The sequence below is a fragment of the Peribacillus sp. FW305-BF15 genome, assembly GCF_058783805.1.
Genome location: NZ_JBYSYV010000003.1, coordinates 96,607 through 122,156, shown reverse-complemented (window position 1 = coordinate 122,156; position 25,550 = coordinate 96,607). Strand labels below are relative to the sequence as shown.

Genomic DNA, 25,550 nt, shown 5'->3' with positions numbered 1-25,550 from the left:
AAGTGGATATAGCGAAGCAAAAGGCGGCGGCAGCGGCCAAGGCGAAGGCAGCGGCATTGGCCCGGAAACAGGCGAAAGAAGCGGCAGAAAAGCCGGAAGTCGAAATGGATATAGCGAAGCAAAAGGCGGCGGCAGCGGCCAAGGCGAAGGCAGCGGCATTGGCCCGGAAACAGGCGAAAGAAGAAGCGGGAGAAAAGCCGGAAGGCGAAATCGATGCAGCGAAGCAAAAGGCGGCGGCAGCGGCCAAGGCGAAGGCAGCAGCCGCTGCCAAAGCGAAAGCGGCTACTGCTGCGAAGAACAGGACAGCTGTACAGGAAAGCGAGGAAGCTGACACCCCTAGCGAAATTTCCCCAAATCAGTCGAAACTCGATCAAATTGTTTCTGCTATTGAAAGCCATGTAGGACAAGGGGCATTATTAGAGAGCTATATTAATAGACTATCAAAAGATGTACCCACTTTAGTGGCTAATCCGGATACATATTTCTCAATAGCCAAATTTCTGCGGTATGATGAACAGCTTGACTTTTCGTATTTATCGGAACTTCATGGTACGGATTTTGAATCCCATATGGAAATCTATGTACATTTACACTCATTCAAAATGAACCAATCAGTTGCCTTGAAGGTGAAGCTTGATAGGGATACTCCCGTTATCCCATCATTGGTCCCATTATGGTCAGGTGCAAATTGGCCAGAATGTGAGGCGTATGATTTATTGGGCATTAACTTTTATGAACACCCTGATTTAAAGCGGATTTTACTTGGGGAAGATTGGAAAGGGTATCCCCTTAGAAAAGATTATGAGCCATATGATGTGGAGGTATAAGCCCTATGTTAAGGACGGAAGAAATGCTTCTCAATGTCGGGCCGCAGCATCCGAGTACACATGGTGTTTTTCGGCTTGTCATCAAGATTGACGGTGAGATTATCAAAGAGGCTACACCTGTCATCGGGTATCTGCATCGCGGTACGGAAAAACTAGCGGAAAATCTGCAATATACTCAAATAATCCCATATACTGACCGGCTCGATTATCTGGCGGCAATGACAAATAATTATGTACTTTGCCATGCTGTTGAGACAATGATGGGGGTGGAGATCCCTGAAAGGGCAGAATATTTGCGGGTCATCGCAATGGAATTGGGCAGAGTTGCAAGCCACCTCGTCTGGTGGGGTACATACTTGCTGGATATAGGTGCGACGAGTCCTTTCCTTTACGCATTCCGAGAACGTGAAATGATCGTTAATTTATTAACTGAATTGTCAGGGGCCCGCCTAACATTCAATTATATGCGTGTCGGAGGTGTGAAATGGGATGCTCCTGAAGACTGGATTGCGAAGGTTGCCGAGTTTGTCCCTTATATGAGGGAGCAGCTTGCCGGTTACCATGAGCTTGTGACAGGGAATGAAATCTTTGTTAATCGGGTTAAAGGGGTGGGCATCTATTCGAAGGAAGAAGCCTTGCAGTATTCGCTTAGCGGTGCCAACTTAAGGTGTACAGGTGTGAAGTGGGATTTACGAAAAAATGAACCATATTCCATTTATGACAGGTTCACATTCGATGTTCCTACAAGGGAAGAGGGTGATGCCTTTTCACGCTATCATTGTAGAATGGAAGAAATCGAAGAGTCACTGAAAATCATCGAGCAGGCGGTTGAGCAATTTCCAGAAGGGCCGGTCCTTGCTAAGGTCCCTAAAATAATAAAGGTTCCTAAGGGTGAGGCATTTGTCCGAATTGAATCACCAAGAGGGGAAATAGGCTGTTATATCGCGAGTGAAGGGAAAAAGGAGCCATACCGCTTGAAATTCCGCAGACCTTCGTTTTATAATCTGCAAATTCTTCCGAAATTATTGGAGGGGGAAAATATGGCGAACTTGATAACGATTTTAGGTGCAATCGATATCGTGTTAGGGGAGGTGGATGGATAAATGATCAAGGATCTTCTCCACTCCGCTCCAAGCCTGCTGAATTTTGGCATTTTTTTCGGTTTGGCAGTCCTGCTCCTGTTTGTCGTATTAGGGTTTGTAACCTATGGAATCCTTTCAGAGCGTAAAATCATGGGATTCATGCAGATGCGTGTCGGCCCAAACCAAATTGGAGGGAAATGGGGTCTTTTACAGACCGTTGCTGATGTTTTGAAACTTCTGATCAAGGAAGATACGATACCCAAGAAAGCTGATAAGCCGTTATATATTTTAGCTCCGGTAATTGCTTTTGCTCCCGCTTTCATGGTCCTTGCCACCTTGCCGTTCACCGATGCCTTCCAATTTGCTGATATAGGTGTCGGACTGCTTTATTATATGGCGATTTCCGGCATATCGACCATCGGCATCGTCACTGCAGGTTGGGCATCCAATAATAAGTATTCTTTGATTGGCGGAATGAGGGCAGCCGCGCAAATGATATCTTATGAGATCCCTTTGGTGATGTCGCTAGTGGGCATCGTCCTCATAACAGGCAGTTTAAACTTGAATGATATAGTCGCAGCCCAGGAAAAGGTTTGGTTCATTTTTCTTCAGCCGGTTGCGTTCATCGTGTTTTTCATTGCATCGGTTGCCGAGTTGAACAGGGTTCCTTTTGACCTTCCGGAAGCGGAATCCGAACTTGTAGCAGGCTATCATGTTGAATACTCTGGATTTCGCTGGGCCTTCTTTATGTTATCCGAATATGTGTATATGTTTGCAATGGCAACGCTAACCACTGTATTATTTTTAGGGGGATGGAATTCTATTCCGTTTTTGGATTTTATTCCGGCGGCCATCTGGTTCGGTCTGAAGTTCAGTGCCGTATTCTATATCTTGGTCTGGATCCGTGTAACCTTTCCTCGGATAAGGGCTGATCAATTGATGGAATTCGGATGGAAAGTGCTGCTTCCGGTTGCATTGGCAAATATATTTTTGACGGCACTAATAAAAGAATTGCTTAACCTTTTTTAGAAACTTAAGCTGGTCGGAAAGCGAGGGATTTATATGCTTGGTTTAGCAAAAGGTTTAACCTATACATTAAAGAACTTGACGAGGAAAAAAGTGACCTATGACTACCCGAATGAGCCGCTTCCGCTCCCTGACCGATTTCGCGGAATCCAAAAATTCTATCCTGAAAAGTGTATCGTATGCAATCAATGCGTGACGATTTGTCCAACGGATTGTATTCAATTAACTGGTAAGAAACATCCGGACCCGTCGAAAAAAGGGAAAATCATCGAGACGTATGACATCAATTTCGAGATTTGCATTTTATGTGATTTATGTACGGAGGTCTGCCCTACAGAAGCGATCGTGATGACGAATCAATTCGAGCTTGCCGAGTATAGCCGTGATCATCTATTTAAAAACCTGGAGTGGCTGGATGAAAATGATGAAAATATCCGGAAGGTGAATAAAGTATGAGTTTGTCGGGTGAATTAATTGCCTTTATTGGTTTGGCACTAGTCGCGATAGTAGGCGGGTTGTTGCTGATTACCTTAACAAAAGTGGTGCACATGGTTATCGCACTTGTTTTTACTTTCTTGGGCATTGCAGGCATTTATATGTTGCTCTCGGCAGAGTTTGTCGCCATTGTCCAAATCCTTATTTATTCAGGGGCAATTACGATCGTGATGCTATTCGGGATTATGCTGACAAAACACCAGGAAAATGATGCACCGGCTAAAGGGGGCTGGGGGAATTTCTCCTTGCTGGCAGCGATTGCCGGATTTGCCGTAGCGGTGTATCTGGGGATTTATAATCTGGATATACCTGTACAGCCAACGGCGTTGCATGAGGAAAATACAAAGCAAATAGGAATCGAACTTTTTTCAAAATATGTAATTCCATTTGAAGTGATGTCGGTACTCCTGCTTGTTGCTTTAGTCGGTGCCATCGTATTGGCTAAAAAAGATGATGAGGAGGGAGATCGATCATGACGGGAGTTCCTTTGTCGGCTTATCTTGTATTGGCTCTCGTTTTATTTTGTATAGGGCTGTATGGTGCCTTGACGAAAAGAAATGCGGTCATTGTTTTGATTTCAATCGAGCTGATGCTGAACGCTGCAAATATCAATTTAGTGGCCTTCAGTAAATTCGGGGTAACGCCATCCATTACGGGTCAAGTTTTTTCCTTATTCACGATTACGATTGCTGCAGCGGAGGCAGCTGTAGGGCTGGCCATACTAATGTCCCTTTATCGCAATCGTAAGACGGTCAATGTCGATGAAATGGAAATGATGAAGAATTGAAGGTTTATATAATTGAAGAAGGGGATTTGATACGATGATGGAGCACGCATGGCTCATACCGATCTTTCCACTCGTCACGTTTCTGGTTCTGCTTCTATCAGGCGGGCGGTTGCGGGAGCGAGGCGCTTTTATAGGAATAATATGTACAGTGGCTTCGTTCGTTTTATCGTTGCTTGTCCTGATAGAGCGATTTAAAGAACCTACTTATAATATATCGATAGATTGGCTTTCCTTTGGAGGGACGCAACTTTCAGCTGGATTCGAAATCAATCAGCTCAATGCCTTGATGCTTGTGGTCGTTTCCCTTGTCAGCCTGCTTGTCCAGATATATTCGAAGGGGTATATGAAGGGTGAAGTGCGATTCTCCATTTTTTATGCTTATCTGGGCTTCTTCACCTTTGCCATGCTTGGACTAGTCATGGCCCCCAATTTATTACAACTTTATATCTTCTGGGAATTGGTCGGGGTGGGGTCTTTCCTGCTCATTGGTTTTTACTTTTATAAACTGGAAGCTAAGGCTGCGGCGAAGAAGGCATTCATCATGACCAGGATTGGGGATGTAGGGCTATTAATCGGCATCATTCTTCTATTCTGGGAAACAGGCAGCTTTGAATATGGAGAGATCTTTCAAGCCGTTCAGTCGGGCATGTTATCAAGTGAAAAACTGACATTAATTGCTATTTTGATTTTTATCGGTGCGGTTGGGAAGTCTGGACAATTTCCACTTCATACATGGCTTCCGGACGCAATGGAAGGCCCGACTCCGGTTTCCGCATTGATACACGCAGCAACCATGGTTGCTGCAGGGGTATACCTGGTGGCGGCCATGTTTCCGTTATTCATGGCTAGTTCTGCTGCGATGCAGGTAGTGGCCATAACAGGTGGGATTACAGCCATACTTGCCGCAAGCATTGCCATAGTGCAAAAGGATGTTAAGCGTGTATTGGCCTATTCGACCATCTCTCAGCTTGGTTTTATGATGCTTGCTTTGGGTACTTCGGGATATGTGGCCGGGGTGTTTCATTTAATGACCCATGCCTTTTTTAAAGCTTTGCTGTTTTTGGCAGCAGGCAGTGTTATTCATGCTATACATACACAGGATATGGAAAAAATGGGCGGCCTATGGCGCAAGTTGAATTGGACCGGTCCGCTGTTCTTGACTGGCACGTTGGCGATATCGGGGTTTCCGTTGCTCTCGGGCTTTTTCAGTAAAGATGAAATTCTAATGGCAGCTTGGGAGAATGGTAGTTATATATTGTTTGGTCTAGCGGTGGTTACCTCCTTTTTAACTGCGTTTTATATGTTCCGGCTGTTTTTCATGATGTTTGCAGGTGATTCGCGCAGTCAGGCAGAACAGGTCAAGGAATCACCTTTCATCATGTTAATTCCCATGCTCGCATTGGCTTTGCTTGCTGTAATCGGTGGGTATATCCAAACACCGTGGTTTGGAGCTTTTCTTGGGGAATGGCTTGTGGAGGGAAATGAAGCTCTTTTAGGCGCCAGCCATAGTGAGGGGCCCGTTTGGATAATGTTGATGGCCGTGCTTGTGTCGCTGGCCGGGATTTACCTTGCTTATATGATATACGTTAAAAAGAAGTTATCTCGGGAATGGCTTGTCAAAGAAAACTCCGAGGTATATAGGATTTTGGAAAATAAGTATTACATTGATGAGATTTATCATTTTACTGCAGGCTATGCAATCAAAGGCTTTAGTATATTCCTATCTTATATTGAAAAATTCATTATCGGTGGCCTTGTTTCCACTGTAACAAGTTCAATAGAAGGATTGGGGAAAATAGGGTCTAAACTGCAAACGGGACAGGTACAGCAATATGGCATGATAGCCTTTCTGGGACTTGCGGTACTGTTGGTGATTTTTGCAGTAACTGGGGGGTATCTAAGATGAATGTCTATTTGCTCTCGCTTTTAGTGTTTTCACCGCTGCTGGGCATCGTGATGGTTGCCCTCATGCCGAAAAAAGAGGAAAGGACGATTAAACAATTTGGTTTTTTCGGAACACTGCCTCCCCTTTTCCTATCATTCTTTCTTTGCAGCCAATATTATTCGGGTGTGGCCCTATCCATATTTGACATTAAGTTGAATTGGATCAGGTTTGGAAATTTGGAGATGTATGATCCCAAGCTCTTCACGGTTGATTTTGAGTTGGGGCTGGATGGCTTAAGTCTCATCTTCATATTACTGACAACAATCATTTCATCACTGGCCGCAATCGCATCCATTTATATAAAAAAAGAATGGAAAGGGTATTATTTATTATTTTTGATCCTGGAGATTGGAATGCTCGGTGTCTTCACGGCAGAAAATTTGATCCTTTTTTTCATCTTTTTCGAAATGACTTTGATTCCTGCTTTCTTTTTGATTGGCAGATGGGGCTTTCTGGAGAGGGAGAAAGCTTCTTATAGTTTTCTGATCTATAATGGCATTGGTTCGGCTGTTTTATTGGTGGCCATTTTGATTTTGTTTGCCAGGACAGGTACGACCAACATTACAGCATTGACACAGATGATGACAATGGGCGGCGTTTCGCTTTTTGCACCCATATCCGGTTCGATGAAATATGGTTTATGTCTTGCATTTCTCGTGGCATTTGCGATAAAGCTGCCGGTCTTTCCCTTTCATAGCTGGATGGTGCGGGTCCATGCAGAAGCACCTCCATCCATAGTCATGATACATGCCGGTGTCTTATTGAAAATTGGGGCGTACGGAATCATCCGGTTTGGAATGGGGATATTTCCTGAACAATATAAAAGCTTGGCCTTTACCATAGTCCTATTTGGGGTCCTCAGTTTTTTATATGGTGCTTTTCTGGCATTGGTACAAACGGATTTCAAGCTCGTTTTAGCCTACTCATCAATCTCGCATATGGGTATCGTCATGATGGGGCTGGGAGCCTTGAATGAAGCGGGCATTCAGGGAGCTATTTTTCAAGTCATCTCACACGGGCTAATTGCTGCTTTGTTGTTTTTCTTGGTTGGAGCGTTGTATGAGCGTACAGGAACCACGATGCTTCCTAGGCTTGGAGGGCTGGCCAAGTCGATGCCGATTTTTTCAGGGTTTATGTTAGCTTCTGGGATGGCTTCACTCGGTTTGCCTGGCATGTCCGGTTTCATCAGTGAATTCATGGTATTTCTTGGCTTATTCAAGAGTCAGCCGTTGCTTGCGGCAATAGGGGTGATCGGGCTGGTATTAACCGCTGTTTATGTACTGAGGGCGGTCATGCTTATGACTTTCGGGAAAAATGATAGCTTGATAGAAAAAGAGAAATGGGACCTAAGGGGCTGGGAATTTTTGCCGGCGCTGGTTCTTCTCGGTTTGATAATATCTGTTGGGGTATACCCAAATTTGTTAGGCGGGCCTCTTCAAGGAACGATTGAAGCCATGATGCTTGCTCTAGGGGGGCGATGAAGGATGGATTGGAACACGATGCTTTCTTATGATTGGGGAGCGATGATGCCGGAATTCATCATTCTTGGAACGACCATGATTCTTTCGATACTGGATTTATTCTGGCCGAAGCACTTTAATCGGAGAAAACTGGCATGGCTCGCGCTAACCGGAATCATTTTGGCATGTTTGTCACTGATTAGCCTGCTGTCCTTTGAGACAGTCAGTATCTTATCCGATACGTTTCGTTTAGATTCATTTGCAAAAGCTTTTAAGCTGCTACTATTATTCGGAGCGGCCCTGATCATCCTTCTGGCTGAAGGATATGAACCGCGAGAGGGGCTGCGTGAGCACCGGGGGGAATTTTATTATCTGTTCCTGACCGCTTTGCTTGGAGCGATGGTCATGTCCTCAAGCGGTGATTTGATCACGCTGTTCGTTGGACTGGAACTTCTTTCACTTTCATCTTATATATTAGTCGGAATGCGCAAGCATGATCGGAAGTCCAACGAAGCGTCCATGAAGTATGTGATAAACGGAGGCATTTCCACAGCAATCACCTTATTCGGGATGAGCTATTTATATGGAGTGACCGGTTCCGTCAATCTAGGCGAAATGAGCAGGACGATGGCTGCGATGACGGACGGGCAGCTGCAATATATCATGGGGCTCGCTTTCTTCATGGTATTTGTCGGTGTATCCTTCAAGATAGCTGCCGCACCGTTTCATATGTGGGCGCCGGATGTCTATGAAGGGGCACCGACACCGGTCGCAGCCTTCTTGAGTGTAATTTCGAAAATGGCGGGTTTCGTCATCATCCTGCGCCTTTTTCTTTCGTTGTTCCTAACGGCTTCCGGTGATACGTTCGGGGCGCTAGATTTTTTGGATAAAAATAATATTTATATAGCTTCATTGGCGGGGCTGACGATCATCATTGGAAATGTGGTTGCGTTAAGGCAGCAAAATTTAAAACGAATGTTTGCCTATTCAAGCATCGCTCATGCGGGTTACCTGCTTGTGGCGGTGGCAACATTGGGCGGGGGATATTTCCTGCTTGATACTGTCTGGTTTTACCTAATGGCTTATGTATTAATGAATATCGGTGTATTTGCAGTCATTCAGCTGCTCTCCAGTCAAAGTGGGTCCGAAGATATCAGCATTCTTGCAGGAATGGGGAGGAAATCCCCGTATCTTGCCATGGCATTCACCGTATTCATCCTGTCGCTTGCTGGAATTCCCGGGACGACAGGTTTCATTGGCAAACTCAATATTTTTCTTGGGACATTCATAACGGAGCCTGGACATTTCGTCCTTGCGGGAATCATGATTGCAGGTACCATTGTGTCCTATGTGTATTATTTCGGATTATTGGTGCAGGTCTTTTTCCGACCGATTCATTCAGAGAAGGTCATTAAAATTCGTCCGGGTCTTCACATCGTATTGATCATATGCGTAATAGGCACCATACTTTTCGGGGTGGCGCCAAATATTGCCTTTGATTTTATTCATGATCAATTTGGTGATTTTACAGACTTTATTTCGAGTAAATGATATAATGCCTGTATCAGAGGCTTGTTCCATTGGATCAAGCCTCTATTTACAGTTTTAAAAAGATATTTTGCAATTCTTCCTTTTTAATTCCAAATATGAAGGGGTTTTGTGTTAGAATAGAACTCGGGTGTCTTTTAGGAGGTATGTACATGTTTTCAGCAATGGGACAGCAGGCTTTGACAGGAATAATTGCACACTTGTTTTTCATCGCAGTTACCTGGTGGGCTTTACAGGCATTACATTTTGATAAAATGTTAAGATCCAATTCGGTCATCAAGGCCAGGGTATTATATATTTTATTAACGGTTGCCATCGGTTCAGTTGTAAGTAATTTCTTCCTCGACTACCTGGGATTTGCAAACCAACTTCCGTATATGTTTAGTAATGACTGATAAGCTGTAAGAATATTCTTATAGCAAAATATGATTCTACTCTTGTATTCGCTATTGCTTCCTGCAAGTTTAAGGGGAAGGTGTCACCAATTGTCGGAAAACTCGAAGTATGATCTCTCTCCTTATGGAAAGAATGTGTAAAAGGGGAGGGATTTAACATGTATTTTTTAAATAAAAAAATGTTAACATACATAGTATTTCTCGGTTTGACGGTGATTTTAATTGGGAATAGTACGATTGTGGCAGAAAGTAAACCAGATATAGTTAAAATGGTGGGACTGTTACAGGAAGATAAAGATTTAGACATAGGGGATTGGTCTGTACTCACTAGAGAAATAAATAAAGAGATTACAACTAAACAAGAGTTTGAAAGCGAAGTTACAGCTTTAAAACGAAAATACCCTCAATTTCAATGGCATCGGAAAGATGATGCTTCCGGCTGGAAGGCTGAGGCATTAACTTACAATGTCGATTCAGGTCTGACCGAGTCTATCAAAGTAATGACAACGGAAGAGAAATTTGATAAAGTTACCTATGTTATTTACGAAGTGAAGGGGAAAAAGTGGAAGAAAGCCAATAATGCCTTTTTTACCGCTACGTTCCAAAACAGGGTGAATGACCTATTTATAGGAACTCCTACAATTTTTTCTTGTATTAAAGGGTCTATCAATGATAATATGGATTCGGTTTTAAACTCTAAAACTGAAGACCTGTTAGATATGTTCCAAGCAAGGGAAATTGAGAGTGTGCACGAAACAAACTTTACATCAATATCTGCACATTCAACTTTGTTTAAACAACCTTTGACAAAAGAAAAATTAAATTTGCAGTTTGGGCTACGGACAGAAGGATTGGGTGACCGAACGAACTTTGTAGTTGGCACACCAATCATAACGTTTGAATATTAATATAGAGAAAATGGACGCGGAGGGGAATACTTTTGGAAAAAATCATCGTCCGCGGCGGAAAAAGGCTTAGCGGGACAGTTAAAGTAGAAGGTGCTAAAAACGCCGTTTTGCCAGTTATCGCTGCAACATTATTAGCAAGTGATGGGAAAAGTATCATTAAAGATGTTCCTACGCTCTCCGATGTATATACAATCAATGAAGTATTGCGCAACTTAAATGCAGATGTTGCCTTTCATGACAATCAAGTAACTGTAGATGCATCAAGAGAGTTATTAGAAGAAGCACCATTTGAATATGTACGTAAAATGAGAGCTTCCGTTTTAGTGATGGGCTCATTACTGGCAAGGAATGGCCGGGCCCGCGTTGCTCTTCCTGGTGGCTGTGCCATCGGATCACGTCCTATCGACCAGCATTTAAAGGGCTTTGAAGCGATGGGAGCAAAAGTGAAGGTCGGCAATGGTTTCATTGATGCCGAGGTAGAAGGCAGACTTAAGGGTGCAAGAGTGTATCTTGACTTCCCAAGTGTTGGTGCCACCGAAAACATCATGATGGCTGCTACGCTTGCTGAAGGTATTACGATTCTTGAAAATGTGGCCAAAGAGCCTGAAATTGTAGATCTTGCGAATCTCCTTAATAAAATGGGTGCCAAAGTCAGAGGTGCCGGTACTGGTACGATGAGAATCGAAGGTGTCGATAAATTATATGGCACTGAACATACGATTATACCTGACCGTATCGAAGCTGGTACATTCATGACAGCGGCCGCTCTTACTGGCGGCAATGTTCTTGTTCAAGGAGCTGTACCTGAACACCTTACTTCCCTTATTGCTAAAATGGAGGAAATGGGCGTTAAAATTCTTGAAGAAGAAGATGGATTACGCGTTATCGGTCCAAAAACCTTGAAGGCCATTGACATCAAAACAATGCCGCATCCTGGTTTCCCGACTGATATGCAATCGCAAATGATGGCATTATTACTGCGTGCTGAAGGAACAAGTATGATTACGGAGACCGTTTTCGAAAACCGTTTCATGCATGTTGAAGAATTCCGTCGCATGAATGCCAATATTAAAATAGAAGGCCGTTCCGTTATCGTTAATGGTCCAACTAACATTCAAGGTGCTGAAGTAGCTGCAACAGATTTACGTGCCGCTGCAGCGCTCATCCTGACTGGATTGGTTGCAGATGGCATTACACGTGTTACAGAATTAAAGCATCTTGACAGAGGATACGTGAATTTCCATGGTAAATTGGCATCTCTAGGTGCTGATGTGGAACGTATTAACGAAGATGTGCCTGCTGAAACAAAAAAAATTGCAGATTTAAACGCATAAGTAGCTTATAAAACCATTCACGTTCGAGTCTCCGAACCGTGAATGGTTTTTTTTATCATGTTCCGGATTCTTGGCCGACAGTTAAATAGTTGCCGTTTTTCTATTCATAAATGCTTGTCCTTCGACATACATTTGTTATGTAAAGATACCTGCTGGATACGATAATACGGCAGAGAACAAGTGTAGGGAGGCTCAGGAATTTGAAAGCAATCAAACCGATGGTCGTACTATTCATAGCAGTAGCATTCGTAATTATCATGATTCCGGCAGTGCTTGTGCTTCCATTTTCAAATGATAAGACAAGTGGGCAGTTAACCGAGCAGTTGGAAAGAAAAGGGAAGAGTGAGGGCAAAGAGGTAGCGGCAAATGAAATGAGTTCCGTAGAAGTTGCCGTTTACCGCACATCAGCAAAAAGGATTGAAAAACTGCCAATTGAATCGTACTTGAGTGGTGTGGTTGCAGCTGAAATGCCAGCAGATTTTGAAGAAGAAGCGCTGAAAGCACAAGCGTTGACGGCGAGAACCTATATTGTCAATCAGCTCATAAGCGAAAGTCGATTAGGCTTGCCCGATGGTGCCGATGTAAGCGATACGGTCATGCACCAAGTTTATAAGAATAATGATGAGCTGAAAAAACAGTGGGGCTCTGATTATAAATGGAAAATGCAAAAAATTAACAAGGCCATAAAAGAAACGGCGGGTCAAATCTTAACCTATGAAGGAAAACCGATTACTGCCACTTTTTTTTCGACAAGCAATGGCTATACGGAGAATTCAGAGGACTATTGGCAAGCTGAATTCCCCTATTTAAAAAGTGTATCCAGTCCATGGGATAAAGAAGAATCACCAAAGTTTTATAATAAAGTAGTAGTCGCTACTGCAGATTTTGAGAGAAAATTGGGTGTAAGTCTTTCTTCGGGAACATCCATAGGAACTGTCATTGAAAGAACATCAGGTAATCGCGTAGGTGTAGTGGATATCGGAGGAAAGAAAATGACAGGCAAACAGATTCGTGAGAAGCTCGGGCTGACATCTTCCGATTTTGACTGGGAGCGTCAAGGCAACCGGATTGTGATCACGACAAAAGGATCTGGACACGGAGTTGGAATGAGCCAATACGGTGCTAATGGCATGGCCAGGGAAGGGAAAACCTATGAAGACATCGTGAAATATTATTATAAAGGCGTCAAAGTTCAGTCTTCAAGTAAGTGGCTGAATACGATGACGGCAAAAAAATGAGAGATGGGGATTCCCATCTCTCATTTCTTTTCGTTTAATTTTTCAATAAAGGTCAAAAAGCCCCGTTTACGCTTGAAATAATGATATTGGACATGAAAATAAACTGCAGCTACCCCAATGATATCTTTAATGACATCTATTATGCTGGAGGAGCGGTACGGGACGAAAGATTGATGGTATTCATCGATCACTCCATAAAGGCAAGCTACAAGGGCAGCCAACAGGCTTAAACCAGGTCTCAGTTTTTTGTGTGCAGCAAGTGCCGAAACAAATAATATATACAAAAGGGCAAATTCGACCAAATGAAGTGCCTCTTTGATAAATCGGTCAAATGACGATGAGGGAAGATCAAGAATCATATCATCGGGGTTGCTCGACATTATCCAAATGGCAATCATATATAGAAAAGGCAATAACGTTAACACAAGTTTAAAAGCTTTTTTCATGATTTAAACATCCTTCAACAGTAAGATACCAAACATTTTACCATTCTACGAATAAAATCGGTTTCATTTCCACAAAATAAATCTAAAAAAAATTTTTTCCTGAATGTATATAATTTTAACAAAATGTTCAGAATGATTGCTGAGGTGATTAATATGAGAGAGGAAGAAAAGAAACCAACTTCCACAATCCGACGTATACTAAAACAGCGTTGGGCATTATCAGCAATCTATATCGCAAGTGCAGCCATAATCTTAGCCGCGGCCTTCTTATTACAAAATAGTTTTAATGATTCAGCTAAAGATGGCAAAGAGGAATCGGCTGAAACAGGAAAAAACTATGGTGAGCCTTCTGTAGAGGTTAATAGCAATCTTGAGACAATCAAGATGCCTGTGGCCGATGCAGACAAATCGGTTATCAAGAAACAGTTTTATGATGTGAATGCGGATGAAAAGGCACAAGAAGAAGCATTGGTTTTCTACAACAATAGATATGAGCAAAATAAAGGTATAGACATTGCAATGGAAGATGGAAAGTCTTTCGATGTAAAAGCTTCCTTAAGTGGAAATGTAACGAAAGTTCAAGACGATGCGTTACTTGGAAATTTAGTTGAAGTAGAGCATGAAGATGGCGTTGTTACTCGTTATCAATCTGTTAAAGACATTAAGGTTGCAGTCGGTGACAAAGTGAAACAAGGACAAGCAATTGCTACAGCCGGAAAAAGCCAAATCAATGAAGAGGCTGGCGTACATGTCCACTTCGAAATCAGAAAAGATAACATTGCGTTAAACCCACTTGATTTTGTTGATAAACAAGCTTCTGCGATTCAATCTGCAACTGAAGCTGATAAAGAAGAAACACCTGCAGTCGAAGGATCAGAAGCTGACAAAGAAACACCTGCAGTCGAAGGATCAGAAACTGACAAAGAAACACCTGCAGTCGAAGGGTCTGAAGCTGACAAAGAAGAAACGCCTGCTGTTGACGAAACTGACGAGAGCACTGATTTAGAGAGTGGCACTGATGAGGAAGGCTCTGTCCCTGGTGAAGATACAACTGAAGAAAGCGATTCCTTAAAAGATTCGTTAAATCAATCTAATTAAGATTAAGATTTTTAATAAAATCAAAACAAAAACCTAGAGCGTTACGAATGACAACAACTGAAAATTTGGTAAAAGGAGGCCGTTCACTTTGAACGGCTTCTTTTTTTCTTTCGGGTAAATATTGGCCAATATGCTGAAACCTTTGAATTTCTGACAAATTTCTCGGGAAATAATTTACGTTTAATGAAAATAAACAGATGAAAATCAGAAATAAATCCAAACCTCCTGTCCCATTAGGCATATATTCTTAACCAAGCTAATAAGATGTTATAAACCATGCAAAGAGAGTGTTTGAGGTGAGGAATCGTTTATTACAAATTATCTAATAGGTGAATAATTCTATCTTTCATTGTTTATAGGGCAGCGGTATTCGATTCGAAAAATACGAATCTCATTTCACACTTCTCACATCCAATTTGGGGAGGTCGAGTGGTGTGCACGATTACATCAAAGAAAGAACTATCAAGATAGGAAAGTATATCGTGGAAACTAGAAAAACAGTCCGCGTCATTGCAAAAGAGTTCGGAGTCTCTAAAAGCACAGTGCATAAAGACTTAACTGAGAGGCTGCCAGAAATTAATCCTGATTTGGCTAACGAAGTGAAGGATATATTGGATTATCATAAATCCATTCGTCACCTTAGAGGTGGAGAAGCGACAAAATTAAAATACAAACGTTCTGAAAGAGAAGAAGAAATCGTTAAATGATACTTGAATCATTCCGGCAATTGGAAGTGAATCGGGCTATCGGGGAATGAATAAGGGGACATGAAAGTGAGTGTCAGCTTTTTCTTAACCTTGATGCGGTTCCATGCCGGATTTTTTTTAATGGGAAAATACGGTAAGGTAGTACATAAGGCATTGATTTTTTTTACATATTGTCAAAATAGGAAATAATAGTCTGTATTAGTGTTTATTTATAATTCATACTTACTTGTGTCAATGCAATATGGTAAAATAAACAATTAGGACAGAAGTAGGTTATATGTGAGGATATTCAAGGAGGATTTAAGAAATGTTTGCTAGAGATATTGGGATAGATCTTGGAACAGCCAATGTTCTTATACATGTCAAAGGTAAAGGAATTGTGTTAAATGAGCCTTCGGTAGTCGCGATTGATAAGAATACGAACCGTGTTCTTGCCGTCGGGGAAGAAGCTCGAAAAATGGTAGGCCGTACTCCAGGAAACATCATCGCAATCCGTCCTTTAAAAGACGGTGTCATTGCAGATTTCGATGTAACAGAATCGATGCTTAAGCATTTTATCAATACATTGAATGTGAAAGGCTTTCTTTCAAAGCCTAGAATTTTAATTTGCTGCCCGACCAACATAACAAGTGTCGAACAAAAGGCGATTAAAGAAGCTGCCGAAAAAAGCGGCGGGAAGAAAGTATACCTTGAAGAAGAGCCGAAAGTGGCTGCAATCGGTGCCGGTATGGATATTTTTCAACCAAGCGGCAATATGGTCGTAGACATTGGCGGGGGTACAACGGATATTGCCGTTCTTTCAATGGGGGATATCGTTACATCTTCATCCATTAAAATGGCCGGTGACAAATTCGATAATGAAATATTACATTATATCAAGCGGAAGTATAAGCTCCTGATTGGTGAACGTACAGCGGAGAACATTAAAATCCAGGTTGCAACCGTGTTCCCTGGATCTCGTAATGAAGTCATCGATATCCGTGGGCGTGATATGGTATCGGGATTGCCTAGAACCATTTCGGTCAATTCTGAAGAAATTGAGGAGGCACTTCGCGAGCAGGTTTCCATCATTGTACAAGCTGCAAAAAGCGTACTTGAGCGGACGCCGCCAGAGCTTTCTGCTGATATCATCGACCGCGGCGTCATTTTAACAGGCGGGGGAGCCTTGCTTCACGGGATTGATTTACTTCTTGCTGAAGAACTTAAGGTCCCAGTACTCGTTGCCGAGCAGCCAATGGATTGTGTAGCAATCGGAACAGGTATCATGCTTGATAATATGGATAAATTGCCACGGCACAAATTCAACTAAAAAGCGGGTGGAAATCCGCATCATAAGATAGGGGTCTAAGGTTCAGACAAACGTGAGGCATAGTGAAAGTGCGTGCAGTTCCAGTACTGATGAGCAATAGGCCCTCTTCTTTTAGTCGAGAATTTAACACCATTCCTTTAAATTTGACCTAGCCTACGATATGACAAATTCTTCTGCCTAATGCTTCTCCTTTTCCTTAAGATACTGATGTTCATGACCGATAAGATAGATATGAGATATTGAACGGATAAGTTATGTAGATTGGGGAGTGAAGAAGATGTTAAGAGGTTTTTATACGGCTGCTTCCGGGATGCTTGCACAGCAAAGGCGCACGGAATTACTCACAAACAATATGTCCAATGCGAATACAACAGGTTATAAAGCGGATCAAATGAGTGTAAGGTCTTTTCCGGAAATGCTCATAAGCAGCATGGGTGGTGAAACGGTTCCCACGGAGAGCAAATTTGGCATGTCCAGCTTTTCCCAGGTTGGGGGGCTCAGTACGGGTGTTTACGTACAGGAGGCGAATCCTTTATTTACCCAGGGCACATTGGAGGAAACCCAGCTTGATACGGATATTTCCCTTGTTGATGAAAACCTACCGATCAATGAGGAAACGGGTCGGCAAGGCTCGGTGTTTTTTACTGTCCAGGATGGCAATGGTGCTATCCGTTATACGCGTAACGGCAGTTTCACCCTGGATGGGCAAGGTTATCTGACTACGCCGTCCGGTCATTATGTATTGAACGAAAATAATGAAAAGATCCAGCTTGATAGCGATCGATTCACAGTAGCGGAAAACGGTGTTATTTTAGAAGGAAATGTTCAAATCGCACGTTTGGGGATCTGTTATTCGGATGATCCGTCATTACAGCTCATGAAAGATGGCGAAGGTCTATATAAGGCTGTGAATGATGGGGATTTACCTAGAGCATACGCGGCTGCGGATGTCGATTTTTCCACTAAGCAGGGCTTTCTTGAAGGCTCCAATGTTGACCAATCGAGAACGATGACAGAAATGATGTCGGCATACCGCTCTTTTGAAGCAAGTCAAAAGGTGCTTCAAGCCTATGATAAAAGTTTGGATAAAGCGGTCAATGAAGTTGGCAGGCTTTAATTGAGCAGTAGGTGAAATTCGGAATTTGAACTGTAAGGGGAAAAACCATGAACCGGACGATGATGACGGCGACGAATACGCTGAACCAACTTCAAAGTAAAATCGATCAAATAAGTAATAATATCGCGAATGTGGACACGACAGCCTTCAAAAAGACCCAAACGAGTTTCAATGACTTATTGACACAGAGTTTCAATAATCAACCAAGTGAGACCAAGGAAAAAGGAAGGTTGACCGCACCTGGCATCCGGCAGGGAACAGGTGCTATGTTAAGCCAATCTCAATTGGTGCTTTCACAGGGTGCCTTAAAGACGACGGACCGCAATCTTGATGCAGCATTCACCCGGGATGACCAATTCTTCACCGTAAGCGTTCAGGACGATAATGGTGTCAATACAAGGCTTACAAGGGATGGTGCCTTTTATTTATCCCCTAATGCTAACGATCAAATGATGCTTGTTACCTCTGCTGGACATAAAGTACTTGATGAAAATGGTGAACCGATCCTCATAGAGGGAAATATTAAAGGCATTAAGATTTCGGAAAATGGCTTATTGATAGTGGATACGGAAGAATATGGCGAGAAGAGTTTTGGGCTCGGAATAGTCTCGGTCAAGAAACCGCAATTTCTTGACCGGCTAGGCGGGAATTTACTTGGCCTGCCCAAAAACTTCAATGCCTTGGGTGTTACGGAAGACGATATCATGACTGCATTAACAGGGGATTCCCGCAACCAGGCAGCAGTCCGTCAAGGTACTCTGGAGTCCTCGAATGTCGATCTTTCCAAAGAAATGACGGATCTAATCAATGTTCAGCGGTCTTACCAATTTCAATCCCGGGCGGTAACGATGGCAGATCAAATGAGCGGATTAGTCAATGGAATCCGTTAAGGTACCTGGTAAATAAAATGTCTCCCTGCGGAATTAGAGCAAATCGGTTATAATGAATTCATAACAAGAGAAATCATTCGTGCCGACCATTTTGCATAGCTGCTGAATTTTTGGCGTATCGGGGAAATCAGTCGGCGAGTTTTCTTAAAAGGAGCTTTCACATTCTATATGGAACAAAATCGTGTAATGAGACAACAAATTGAAGAAGAGATAAAGGAAGTTGAGGCGAAACCGAATCGTAGGATCAAGGTCCGTCTTTTGCCAATTTGGCTTCGTTTACTCATTGTTATCGGATTGATTTTCATTGCTGTATTATCCGGGGCACTATTAGGATATAGTGTGATTGGCGGAGGACATGCAATGGATGTTTTCCAAAAATCCACATGGACCCATATTTTTGATATAGTGAACAAGGGCGCGTAGTTCCATGTTTTTTTGAAGTAGTTGCTGTCGTTAACGGATTTATATTTCATGGCAACTACGCCTCTGTCTAGATGACAGGGGCGAGTTTACGTTATGTTTGAAATATTTAAGTCATAGGAGGAACAAGTATGCTAGATATCACACAAATAAAGGAAATTATTCCGCATCGTTACCCATTCTTATTAGTCGACCGGATCATAGAAATTGATGAAGGGAAAAGAGCGGTTGGATTGAAGAATGTCTCGGCAAATGAAGAATTCTTTAATGGCCATTTCCCCGATTATCCAGTTATGCCTGGAGTTTTAATTGTAGAGGCCTTAGCGCAGGTTGGCGCTGTAGCCGTCTTGAAACAAGAAGAATATAAAGGCCGGCTTGCATTTTTCGCTGGGATTGATAATTGCCGCTTTAAAAAGCAAGTTAAACCAGGTGATCAGCTGCGTCTGGAAGTGGAAATAGTGCGTATGAGAGGTTCAATGGGTAAAGGGAAAGCAGTTGCAACGGTTGATGGGGAAACAGCATGTGAAGCCGATATCATGTTTGCTTTTGGTGACAAATAAGATTCTTTTTCCTTAACTATATATTTCAAATAGAGGTTTAAGGAATCGTGAAGCGGTGTATATAAAAAGCACTGCATTGCTTTTTTAAAGCAAGAGCGGTTTTTAGATCTTTCTATTCTCCCTTTGAATGCCGGACATTTTTATGTCCGGCATTTTTTTATGTTTAATTCCAAATAGCAGATTTTCTTTTTAAATTTAAAATAGGACGCAAGTTATTTTCATATTCGGGCAAAATACCTAATGATAAAGAAAGAAGGGAGGTTGCCAAAAATGATGAAGAAAATTTTTGCACTACTTGGGGGATCTTTATTATCTATTATGTTCCTTGCTGGATGTGGAAATAATGATGATAATGATAAAAATCCCGCACCAGAAGATGATAACAACATCATAGAAGATGATAACAATGACAATGGTGTAAATGATAACAACGGTACAGATGATAACAACGATAACGATGATGGCGTGCTTGATAACGACAACGACAACGATGATGACATCCTTGATAACGACGATAATAACGATAATAACGTCGATGATGATGCAGATGACTTGATTAAAGACGATGATAAAAATGACGACAAAAATAAGTAATTAGCACAGAATGAGAAAGACTGCTTAGGCAAAAAAGGATTAATATCCTTATCCGTCTAAGTCAGTCTTTTTTATGTGCATTTGATTTGGGGATGGAAATTAAGGGAAGGGTTTTATTTATTAGTTGCTAATTTAGGCTTTGAGCGGATTTTTTGCTTGAACTCTTTTATAAGTTCATCGCCGACGAGACCTTTTTGGACCAAATCTTCAAGAAGGAGTTCTGCATATTTGCTCCGTGTTTTTTGGATGTGACCAACAAATAAAAGGCTATAATGATTGCCCACTTTTCTTATTGTACGTAAAACAGTTTGAAACAAAGCCGGTTCATTGTCCTTTTTGGTAATGACTGCCTGGATATACACCTCTCCGTCTATATCGGGAAGTGAGGGTTCAAGCTCTTTGAAATGTTTTTCTTCTACAAAGGCTTCCAGTAACCATGATCTAGCATCGTTTTCTTTATTTATGATCAATCCATCTGTTAATGCAATATCAATCAAGTTTAAATTTTCAGTAACAATTTGCAACGAGATCAATTTGAATGATTTCATCTAATTCCTCCGTTTCTTGCAAGAAAGAGCGGCGATTACCTCTCTTAAACGTAATTTTTAAAGGGTACATATCGATTAATCCTTTTAAAGGTAATTATATCATACTAAAAAAAAGTCTCTTAATGAAATGAAAACCCAACATTTGTCTAAATTATGAAGGATGGAATAAAAATTTGCAAAATATTTAATTTTGTTAACTATTCGTTTTTTACCTGATTTTAATCACTAAAAAATGTTTTTGCACCAATCCAAACGACTTTTTATGAAGAAAAATGGTGTAATAAAATCATTTCCTCCATTTTTTAATCGATGGAAGAAAGCGTATGATTAAAATAATTAAAGAGGAAGGAGTGAAACAATGATTAACCAAGTTACCCTCGTCGGCAGGCTTACGAAGGATCCAGAATTAAGATACACACCTGATGGCAAGGCTGTATCCAATATCACATTAGCAGTCAACCGGAACTTCCGTAATCCTGTCGGTAACTATGAGGCAGACTTTGTACAGTGTATCATATGGAAAAAGTCGGCTGAAAATACTGCTCAATATTGTAAAAAAGGAGCCATAATCGGCATAACTGGCAGAATACAAACAAGGAGATACGAAAATCAGGAGGGTAAATATGTATATGTAACTGAAGTGGTCTCCGAGAGGGTTCAATTCATCGGAACTAAACAAAATGATGGAAAGCCCAAGGATTTTGAACATATTGGTTTATAGTGTTACGTGAAGGTTGGGCATGCTAGCTTGCTTAACAAAGAATTGTGTTTCTAAGAAAATGCAAGATTTAAATTCGATACACAAAAAAGTATTTATATGACCATAATGAATAACCAATGCAAAGAATTACAGGGATTTTTTATGAAACTCGGCAGTAGCATATAGAATTTTTCTTCATCCATTCATTCCCCAAAGCTAATATAGCTTTTTCTCCGCAGTAAACCCCGATTTACCCTCAAAAAAATTGAGTTATATGATTTCCCCCTTGAAAAGACTGCAAATAAGCAGTCTTTTTTTTGTGCCAAAATGTGTGTAAATAGAAAAAAGTAAAAAATAATTCTGTTAAATTAGAATTTTTAGAAAATATATTGTAATATTTTAATTTTGATGCAATAATAAACCCAATAATATAATGGAAAATAAGTTATATATAGGAAGTGATTTGATGGACGAACCAATTATTAAGGTTAATGGGCTTCGAACCAGTTTTCGTACGGACGATGGGGTGATCCCTGTCGTGAATTCAATCGATTTTCATGTCAATCCTGGTGAGGTTTTAGGGATTGTAGGAGAATCGGGATGCGGAAAAAGCGTAACTTCTCTGTCCATCATGGGTCTTGTTTCTTCACCGGCTGGTAAGGTGGAGGGGGAAATCCTTTTTAAAGGAGAAAACATCGCAAATGCCTCTGAAGCGAAAATGAGAAAAATTCGCGGAAATGATATAGCGATGATATTTCAGGAACCGATGACAAGCTTGAATCCCGTGTTCACTATTGGCGAGCAGTTGGTCGAGACGCTTCGGATACATAAAAAATGGAATAAAAGGCAGGCACGAAAAAGAGCGGTGGAAATGTTGAAGTTGGTTGGGCTTGGCCGTGCCGAGGAATTGCTCAAAGAGTATCCGCATCAGCTTTCTGGCGGAATGAGACAAAGGGTCATGATAGCAATGGCCATGATTTGTGAGCCTAAACTCCTTATAGCCGATGAACCGACAACGGCTTTGGATGTGACGATCCAGGCACAAATCCTGGAATTAATGAAGAATTTAAATAAAGAAACAGACACGGCAATCATGATGATTACTCATGATCTTGGGGTAGTGGCGCAAATGTGTGAACGTGTCATTGTCATGTATGCCGGCAAGGTGATAGAGGAAGGAAATGTGCAAACGATTTTCCAAAACCCTAAGCATCCTTACACGGTCGGTTTACTTCAGTCGATTCCCGATATGCGAATAAAGAAAGAGCGCCTTTACTCGATACCGGGTAATGTGCCAAAACCTGGGACAAGCAACCTCGGGTGCCAGTTTGCCCCCCGCTGCTCCCATGCCATGGAGCAATGTATAAATGAGACCCCGTCTCTACTGGAATTCGATGAGGGTCAGCATGTTCGCTGCTGGCTTTATGAAGATGGGAAAGGAGCTTCCTTGCATGAATCAAACATTGGTTAAGGTAGAAAACCTAAAGAAGCATTTTCCGATAAAAGGAGGGGTTCTGGGAAAGACCATTGGAGAGGTCAAGGCAGTTGATGGTTTGTCTTTTTCCATTTATAAAGGGGAAACCTTGGGGCTTGTCGGTGAAAGCGGTTGCGGAAAATCCACGACGGGAAGGTTATTGCTTCGATTGCTTGAGCCGAGCGAGGGCAATGTTTATTTCGAAGGAAAGGACCTGACAGCTTTATCTTCCAGTGAAATGAGAAAGATGCGCCGTGAGATGCAGATGGTTTTCCAGGACCCATTCGCCTCCCTCAATCCCAGGCATACTATTGAAAAAATTTTGGAAGAACCGCTCATCGTCCACGGGGTTAAAGATAAAAAGGCGCGAAAGGCCCGTGTACAGGAACTTCTTAAGGTCGTTGGCCTAAGCAGTTACCATGCTAAAAGGTATCCGCATCAATTCAGCGGGGGCCAGCGGCAGCGTATTGGCATCGCGAGGGCACTTGCAGTCAATCCCAAACTGATCATTGCAGATGAGCCGGTATCTGCACTGGATGTGTCGATTCAGGCCCAGGTCTTGAATCTGTTGCAGGATTTGCAGGAAGATTTTGATTTGACCTACTTGTTCATTGCTCATGATCTTGGAGTGGTAAGGCATATCTCCGACCGTGTCGGTGTCATGTATCTTGGACATATTGTTGAATTGACGGAAAGTGAAGGGCTTTATGAAAATCCGCTTCACCCATATACACAGGCTTTATTATCGGCCGTGCCCATTCCGGATGTGGAATATAAGGGGGATAGGGTAATCCTGCAGGGAGATGTTCCAAGCCCATCAAACCCGCCCAGCGGCTGTCCATTCCATACGAGATGTCCGAAGGCGATGGCAGAATGCAATACGGACAAGCCAATCCTGACTGAACATAAACCTGGTCACTACGTTGCTTGTCATCTATACAATTGACACGACGTATACATAAATTCGCAAATAATAAGGGGGAAGAATATGAAGAAAACATTGGCATTGTTGCTGACTGGTATCCTGGCTCTTTCGCTGGCGCTTGCGGGATGCTCCTCGTCTACATCAAAAGAGAAAGATGATGGTAAAGGGGGATCGAGTGAAGCGAAGGGCGGCGTATTGATATACGGTAAAGGCGGAGATGCTGTCGGTCTTGACCCAGCTATCGTAACCGATGGGGAATCATTCATCGTCACTCAGCAGATTTTTGAAACGCTTGTGAAATATGGGGAAGATGATACGGAAATCAAACCGGGTCTTGCAAAGTCATGGGAAGTGTCCGATGACGCGAAAACATACACATTCAAATTGGAAACCGGAATCAAGTTCCATGATGGTACGGATTTCAATGCAGATGCGGTCGTAAAAAACTTTCAACGATGGGCAAAAAGTAAGGATGAAGGGAAATTTGCGTACTATGCCTCCATGTTCGGAGGATTTGAAGGCGATGAAGGTCATGTTATCAAAGAAGTAAAAGCGATCGATGCGAGCACGGTGGAATTCACTTTGAACCGTCCGCAGGCGCCGTTCCTGAAAAACCTTGCCATGCCTACATTTGCTATAGCCAGTCCTGATGGAATTGAAAAAGAGGGTGACGACTTCACTAAAAATCCATCTGGTACAGGTCCTTTCAAGTTCAAATCATGGAAACCTGGCGATACGATTGAAGTGGTGAAAAACGATGACTATTGGCAAGATGGACTGCCTAAACTTGATGGAGTCACGTTTAAGGTCATTAAAGATAACTCTGCACGTTTAAATGCTGTAATCAAAGGTGAAATCGACCTGATGGACGGTTTGAACCCAAGCGATATCAGCAAAGTTACAGGAGATGACAAACTGCAGTTATTCGAACGTCCTTCCATGAATGTCGGCTACTTTGCATTCAATGTTGAAAAAGCACCATTCGACAATAAGGAAGTACGCCAAGCTATCTCTCACCTAATTAACAAAAAAGAAATCATTGATAACTTTTTCGAAGGCACGGCGGAGCCTGCCAAGAATCCTATGCCACCATCCGTTTCTGGATACAATGACAACATTGAAGACTATGATTACGATGTCGAAAAAGCGAAAGAACTTCTGAAAAAGGCCGGATATGAAAAAGGATTTAAAATGGATCTATGGGCAATGCCAGTACCACGCCCGTATATGCCAGATGGTCAAAAAGTGGCCGAGGCCATTCAAGCGAGCTTAAAGCAGGTTGGTATCGAGGCAAATATCGTTTCATACGAATGGGCTGCATATTTAGAGAAAGTGCAGGCTGGGGAGGCTCAATCCTTCATGCTAGGCTGGACAGGCGATAATGGAGATGCAGATAACTTCCTTTATGCCTTATTGGATAAAGATAATATCGGCTCAAATAATTATTCCCGTTATGCAAATGATGAAGTCCATGAACTGCTGATCGAAGCCCAGTCCACGGCAGATGAAGCCAAGCGTAATGAGTTATATGGAAAAGCCCAGGAAATCATCCATGATGAAGCACCATGGGTTCCACTTGTCCACTCATTACCGCAGCTAGCCGGATCCAAGACAGTCAAAGGGTTTGTTCCACATCCAACTGGTTCGCAATCCCTTATTAACGTTTCTTTAGAAAATTAACCGTAAGAACCGGGTAGTATGTAGTCTTGCATGCTTC

General features: G+C 42.2%; 27 protein-coding genes. 25 read left to right on the top strand and 2 right to left on the bottom strand.

Annotated elements, in window-relative coordinates; genetic code table 11:
- From AC3WLU_RS03890 to spoIID, 13 genes are all read left to right on the top strand, one after another.
- The coding region (locus AC3WLU_RS03890; protein WP_492596847.1) for an NADH-quinone oxidoreductase subunit C at nt 1-827 on the top strand (827 nt) is incomplete at its 5' end.
- Between the two features lie 5 nt (nt 828-832).
- The gene (locus tag AC3WLU_RS03885; protein WP_034315793.1) at nt 833-1,930 is read left to right on the top strand and encodes an NADH-quinone oxidoreductase subunit D; all 1,098 of its coding nucleotides are present in this window, start codon (nt 833-835) and stop codon (nt 1,928-1,930) included.
- On the top strand, nt 1,931-2,938 hold the full coding sequence (gene nuoH / locus AC3WLU_RS03880; RefSeq protein WP_048685830.1) for an NADH-quinone oxidoreductase subunit NuoH: 1,008 nt from the start codon (nt 1,931-1,933) through the stop codon (nt 2,936-2,938).
- A gap of 33 nt (nt 2,939-2,971) precedes the next feature.
- Nucleotides 2,972-3,391, top strand: coding sequence for an NADH-quinone oxidoreductase subunit NuoI (gene nuoI, locus AC3WLU_RS03875; protein WP_034315789.1), 420 nt, complete (start codon nt 2,972-2,974; stop codon nt 3,389-3,391).
- Nucleotides 3,388-3,906 carry an NADH-quinone oxidoreductase subunit J gene (locus tag AC3WLU_RS03870; RefSeq protein ID WP_492596846.1) on the top strand — a complete coding sequence of 173 codons (519 nt, stop codon included), beginning with the start codon at nt 3,388-3,390 and terminating at the stop codon, nt 3,904-3,906. The genes nuoI and AC3WLU_RS03870 overlap by 4 nt, the downstream gene beginning before the upstream one ends.
- Nucleotides 3,903-4,217, top strand: coding sequence for an NADH-quinone oxidoreductase subunit NuoK (gene nuoK / locus AC3WLU_RS03865; protein ID WP_034315785.1), 315 nt, complete (start codon nt 3,903-3,905; stop codon nt 4,215-4,217). Before AC3WLU_RS03870 ends, nuoK begins: the two co-directional genes overlap by 4 nt.
- Nucleotides 4,218-4,251: 34 nt before the next feature.
- The gene (nuoL, locus tag AC3WLU_RS03860) at nt 4,252-6,123 is read left to right on the top strand and encodes an NADH-quinone oxidoreductase subunit L (protein ID WP_440439341.1); all 1,872 of its coding nucleotides are present in this window, start codon (nt 4,252-4,254) and stop codon (nt 6,121-6,123) included.
- The gene (locus tag AC3WLU_RS03855; protein ID WP_278088385.1) at nt 6,120-7,643 is read left to right on the top strand and encodes an NADH-quinone oxidoreductase subunit M; all 1,524 of its coding nucleotides are present in this window, start codon (nt 6,120-6,122) and stop codon (nt 7,641-7,643) included. The genes nuoL and AC3WLU_RS03855 overlap by 4 nt, the downstream gene beginning before the upstream one ends.
- Before the next feature lie 3 nt (nt 7,644-7,646).
- The gene (gene nuoN / locus AC3WLU_RS03850; protein WP_057278181.1) at nt 7,647-9,173 is read left to right on the top strand and encodes an NADH-quinone oxidoreductase subunit NuoN; all 1,527 of its coding nucleotides are present in this window, start codon (nt 7,647-7,649) and stop codon (nt 9,171-9,173) included.
- Nucleotides 9,174-9,322: 149 nt separating this feature from the next.
- Entirely contained in the window at nt 9,323-9,565 is a 243-nt protein-coding gene (locus AC3WLU_RS03845; RefSeq protein WP_034315776.1) for a DUF1146 family protein, read from the top strand.
- A gap of 158 nt (nt 9,566-9,723) precedes the next feature.
- The gene (locus AC3WLU_RS03840; protein ID WP_057278179.1) at nt 9,724-10,473 is read left to right on the top strand and encodes a YwmB family TATA-box binding protein; all 750 of its coding nucleotides are present in this window, start codon (nt 9,724-9,726) and stop codon (nt 10,471-10,473) included.
- Nucleotides 10,474-10,505: 32 nt separating this feature from the next.
- The gene (gene murA, locus AC3WLU_RS03835; protein WP_034315774.1) at nt 10,506-11,807 is read left to right on the top strand and encodes a UDP-N-acetylglucosamine 1-carboxyvinyltransferase; all 1,302 of its coding nucleotides are present in this window, start codon (nt 10,506-10,508) and stop codon (nt 11,805-11,807) included.
- 200 nt (nt 11,808-12,007) lie between these two features.
- Nucleotides 12,008-13,045: a stage II sporulation protein D gene (gene spoIID / locus AC3WLU_RS03830; protein WP_222620032.1), complete on the top strand. Its 1,038-nt coding sequence runs from the start codon at nt 12,008-12,010 to the stop codon at nt 13,043-13,045.
- Between the two features lie 20 nt (nt 13,046-13,065).
- Here the strand turns inward: spoIID and AC3WLU_RS03825 are convergent, their stop codons facing one another.
- Entirely contained in the window at nt 13,066-13,491 is a 426-nt protein-coding gene (locus AC3WLU_RS03825) for a VanZ family protein (RefSeq protein ID WP_063574657.1), read from the bottom strand.
- A gap of 153 nt (nt 13,492-13,644) precedes the next feature.
- On the opposite strand from AC3WLU_RS03825, the gene spoIIQ reads away from it, so the two are divergent.
- From spoIIQ to AC3WLU_RS03785, 8 genes are all read left to right on the top strand, one after another.
- Nucleotides 13,645-14,589 (top strand): stage II sporulation protein SpoIIQ, encoded by a 945-nt coding sequence (spoIIQ, locus tag AC3WLU_RS03820; protein WP_063574658.1) that lies wholly within the window; start codon nt 13,645-13,647, stop codon nt 14,587-14,589.
- Between the two features lie 434 nt (nt 14,590-15,023).
- The gene (gene spoIIID / locus AC3WLU_RS03815) at nt 15,024-15,296 is read left to right on the top strand and encodes a sporulation transcriptional regulator SpoIIID (RefSeq protein WP_034315767.1); all 273 of its coding nucleotides are present in this window, start codon (nt 15,024-15,026) and stop codon (nt 15,294-15,296) included.
- A gap of 307 nt (nt 15,297-15,603) precedes the next feature.
- Nucleotides 15,604-16,605, top strand: a complete 1,002-nt coding sequence (locus tag AC3WLU_RS03810; protein WP_048685812.1) for a rod shape-determining protein — start codon at nt 15,604-15,606, stop codon at nt 16,603-16,605.
- Nucleotides 16,606-16,882: 277 nt separating this feature from the next.
- Nucleotides 16,883-17,722: a flagellar hook-basal body protein gene (locus AC3WLU_RS03805; RefSeq protein WP_492596845.1), complete on the top strand. Its 840-nt coding sequence runs from the start codon at nt 16,883-16,885 to the stop codon at nt 17,720-17,722.
- Between the two features lie 47 nt (nt 17,723-17,769).
- Complete coding sequence (locus AC3WLU_RS03800; RefSeq protein WP_063574660.1) at nt 17,770-18,612, top strand: flagellar hook-basal body protein; 843 nt, start codon at nt 17,770-17,772, stop codon at nt 18,610-18,612.
- Nucleotides 18,613-18,780: 168 nt separating this feature from the next.
- A complete protein-coding gene (locus AC3WLU_RS03795) occupies nt 18,781-19,035 on the top strand; it encodes a DNA-directed RNA polymerase subunit beta (protein WP_053087418.1) in 255 nt (84 codons plus the stop codon).
- Nucleotides 19,036-19,163: 128 nt separating this feature from the next.
- Complete coding sequence (gene fabZ, locus AC3WLU_RS03790) at nt 19,164-19,592, top strand: 3-hydroxyacyl-ACP dehydratase FabZ (RefSeq protein WP_034315755.1); 429 nt, start codon at nt 19,164-19,166, stop codon at nt 19,590-19,592.
- Between the two features lie 270 nt (nt 19,593-19,862).
- Nucleotides 19,863-20,186 (top strand): hypothetical protein, encoded by a 324-nt coding sequence (locus tag AC3WLU_RS03785; protein WP_283929660.1) that lies wholly within the window; start codon nt 19,863-19,865, stop codon nt 20,184-20,186.
- A gap of 113 nt (nt 20,187-20,299) precedes the next feature.
- On the opposite strand, the gene AC3WLU_RS03780 is transcribed toward AC3WLU_RS03785, so the two are convergent.
- On the bottom strand, nt 20,300-20,734 hold the full coding sequence (locus AC3WLU_RS03780; protein ID WP_034315749.1) for a YwpF family protein: 435 nt from the start codon (nt 20,732-20,734) through the stop codon (nt 20,300-20,302).
- Nucleotides 20,735-21,092: 358 nt separating this feature from the next.
- Here AC3WLU_RS03780 and ssb point away from each other — a divergent pair, with 358 nt between their 5' ends.
- The 4 genes from ssb (at nt 21,093) to AC3WLU_RS03760 (ending at nt 25,513) form a co-directional block, all read left to right on the top strand.
- Nucleotides 21,093-21,455: a single-stranded DNA-binding protein gene (ssb, locus tag AC3WLU_RS03775; protein WP_413004817.1), complete on the top strand. Its 363-nt coding sequence runs from the start codon at nt 21,093-21,095 to the stop codon at nt 21,453-21,455.
- Nucleotides 21,456-21,900: 445 nt separating this feature from the next.
- On the top strand, nt 21,901-22,905 hold the full coding sequence (locus AC3WLU_RS03770; protein ID WP_413004816.1) for an ABC transporter ATP-binding protein: 1,005 nt from the start codon (nt 21,901-21,903) through the stop codon (nt 22,903-22,905).
- The gene (locus AC3WLU_RS03765; RefSeq protein ID WP_057278171.1) at nt 22,886-23,854 is read left to right on the top strand and encodes an ABC transporter ATP-binding protein; all 969 of its coding nucleotides are present in this window, start codon (nt 22,886-22,888) and stop codon (nt 23,852-23,854) included. Before AC3WLU_RS03770 ends, AC3WLU_RS03765 begins: the two co-directional genes overlap by 20 nt.
- 42 nt (nt 23,855-23,896) lie before the next feature.
- Nucleotides 23,897-25,513, top strand: coding sequence for an ABC transporter substrate-binding protein (locus tag AC3WLU_RS03760; protein ID WP_413007816.1), 1,617 nt, complete (start codon nt 23,897-23,899; stop codon nt 25,511-25,513).
- Nucleotides 25,514-25,550 lie beyond the last annotated feature (37 nt).

Coding starts and splice junctions, on each gene's coding strand:
- AC3WLU_RS03885 (WP_034315793.1), top strand. CDS start 833: ATGTTAAGGACGGAAGAAATGCTTCTCAATGTCGGGCCGCAGCATCCG.
- nuoH (WP_048685830.1), top strand. CDS start 1,931: ATGATCAAGGATCTTCTCCACTCCGCTCCAAGCCTGCTGAATTTTGGC.
- nuoI (WP_034315789.1), top strand. CDS start 2,972: ATGCTTGGTTTAGCAAAAGGTTTAACCTATACATTAAAGAACTTGACG.
- AC3WLU_RS03870 (WP_492596846.1), top strand. CDS start 3,388: ATGAGTTTGTCGGGTGAATTAATTGCCTTTATTGGTTTGGCACTAGTC.
- nuoK (WP_034315785.1), top strand. CDS start 3,903: ATGACGGGAGTTCCTTTGTCGGCTTATCTTGTATTGGCTCTCGTTTTA.
- nuoL (WP_440439341.1), top strand. CDS start 4,252: ATGATGGAGCACGCATGGCTCATACCGATCTTTCCACTCGTCACGTTT.
- AC3WLU_RS03855 (WP_278088385.1), top strand. CDS start 6,120: ATGAATGTCTATTTGCTCTCGCTTTTAGTGTTTTCACCGCTGCTGGGC.
- nuoN (WP_057278181.1), top strand. CDS start 7,647: ATGGATTGGAACACGATGCTTTCTTATGATTGGGGAGCGATGATGCCG.
- AC3WLU_RS03845 (WP_034315776.1), top strand. CDS start 9,323: ATGTTTTCAGCAATGGGACAGCAGGCTTTGACAGGAATAATTGCACAC.
- AC3WLU_RS03840 (WP_057278179.1), top strand. CDS start 9,724: ATGTATTTTTTAAATAAAAAAATGTTAACATACATAGTATTTCTCGGT.
- AC3WLU_RS03825 (WP_063574657.1), bottom strand. CDS start 13,491: ATGAAAAAAGCTTTTAAACTTGTGTTAACGTTATTGCCTTTTCTATAT.
- spoIIQ (WP_063574658.1), top strand. CDS start 13,645: ATGAGAGAGGAAGAAAAGAAACCAACTTCCACAATCCGACGTATACTA.
- AC3WLU_RS03810 (WP_048685812.1), top strand. CDS start 15,604: ATGTTTGCTAGAGATATTGGGATAGATCTTGGAACAGCCAATGTTCTT.
- AC3WLU_RS03805 (WP_492596845.1), top strand. CDS start 16,883: ATGTTAAGAGGTTTTTATACGGCTGCTTCCGGGATGCTTGCACAGCAA.
- AC3WLU_RS03800 (WP_063574660.1), top strand. CDS start 17,770: ATGAACCGGACGATGATGACGGCGACGAATACGCTGAACCAACTTCAA.
- AC3WLU_RS03795 (WP_053087418.1), top strand. CDS start 18,781: ATGGAACAAAATCGTGTAATGAGACAACAAATTGAAGAAGAGATAAAG.
- fabZ (WP_034315755.1), top strand. CDS start 19,164: ATGCTAGATATCACACAAATAAAGGAAATTATTCCGCATCGTTACCCA.
- AC3WLU_RS03785 (WP_283929660.1), top strand. CDS start 19,863: ATGATGAAGAAAATTTTTGCACTACTTGGGGGATCTTTATTATCTATT.
- AC3WLU_RS03780 (WP_034315749.1), bottom strand. CDS start 20,734: ATGAAATCATTCAAATTGATCTCGTTGCAAATTGTTACTGAAAATTTA.
- ssb (WP_413004817.1), top strand. CDS start 21,093: ATGATTAACCAAGTTACCCTCGTCGGCAGGCTTACGAAGGATCCAGAA.
- AC3WLU_RS03770 (WP_413004816.1), top strand. CDS start 21,901: ATGGACGAACCAATTATTAAGGTTAATGGGCTTCGAACCAGTTTTCGT.
- AC3WLU_RS03765 (WP_057278171.1), top strand. CDS start 22,886: ATGAATCAAACATTGGTTAAGGTAGAAAACCTAAAGAAGCATTTTCCG.
- AC3WLU_RS03760 (WP_413007816.1), top strand. CDS start 23,897: ATGAAGAAAACATTGGCATTGTTGCTGACTGGTATCCTGGCTCTTTCG.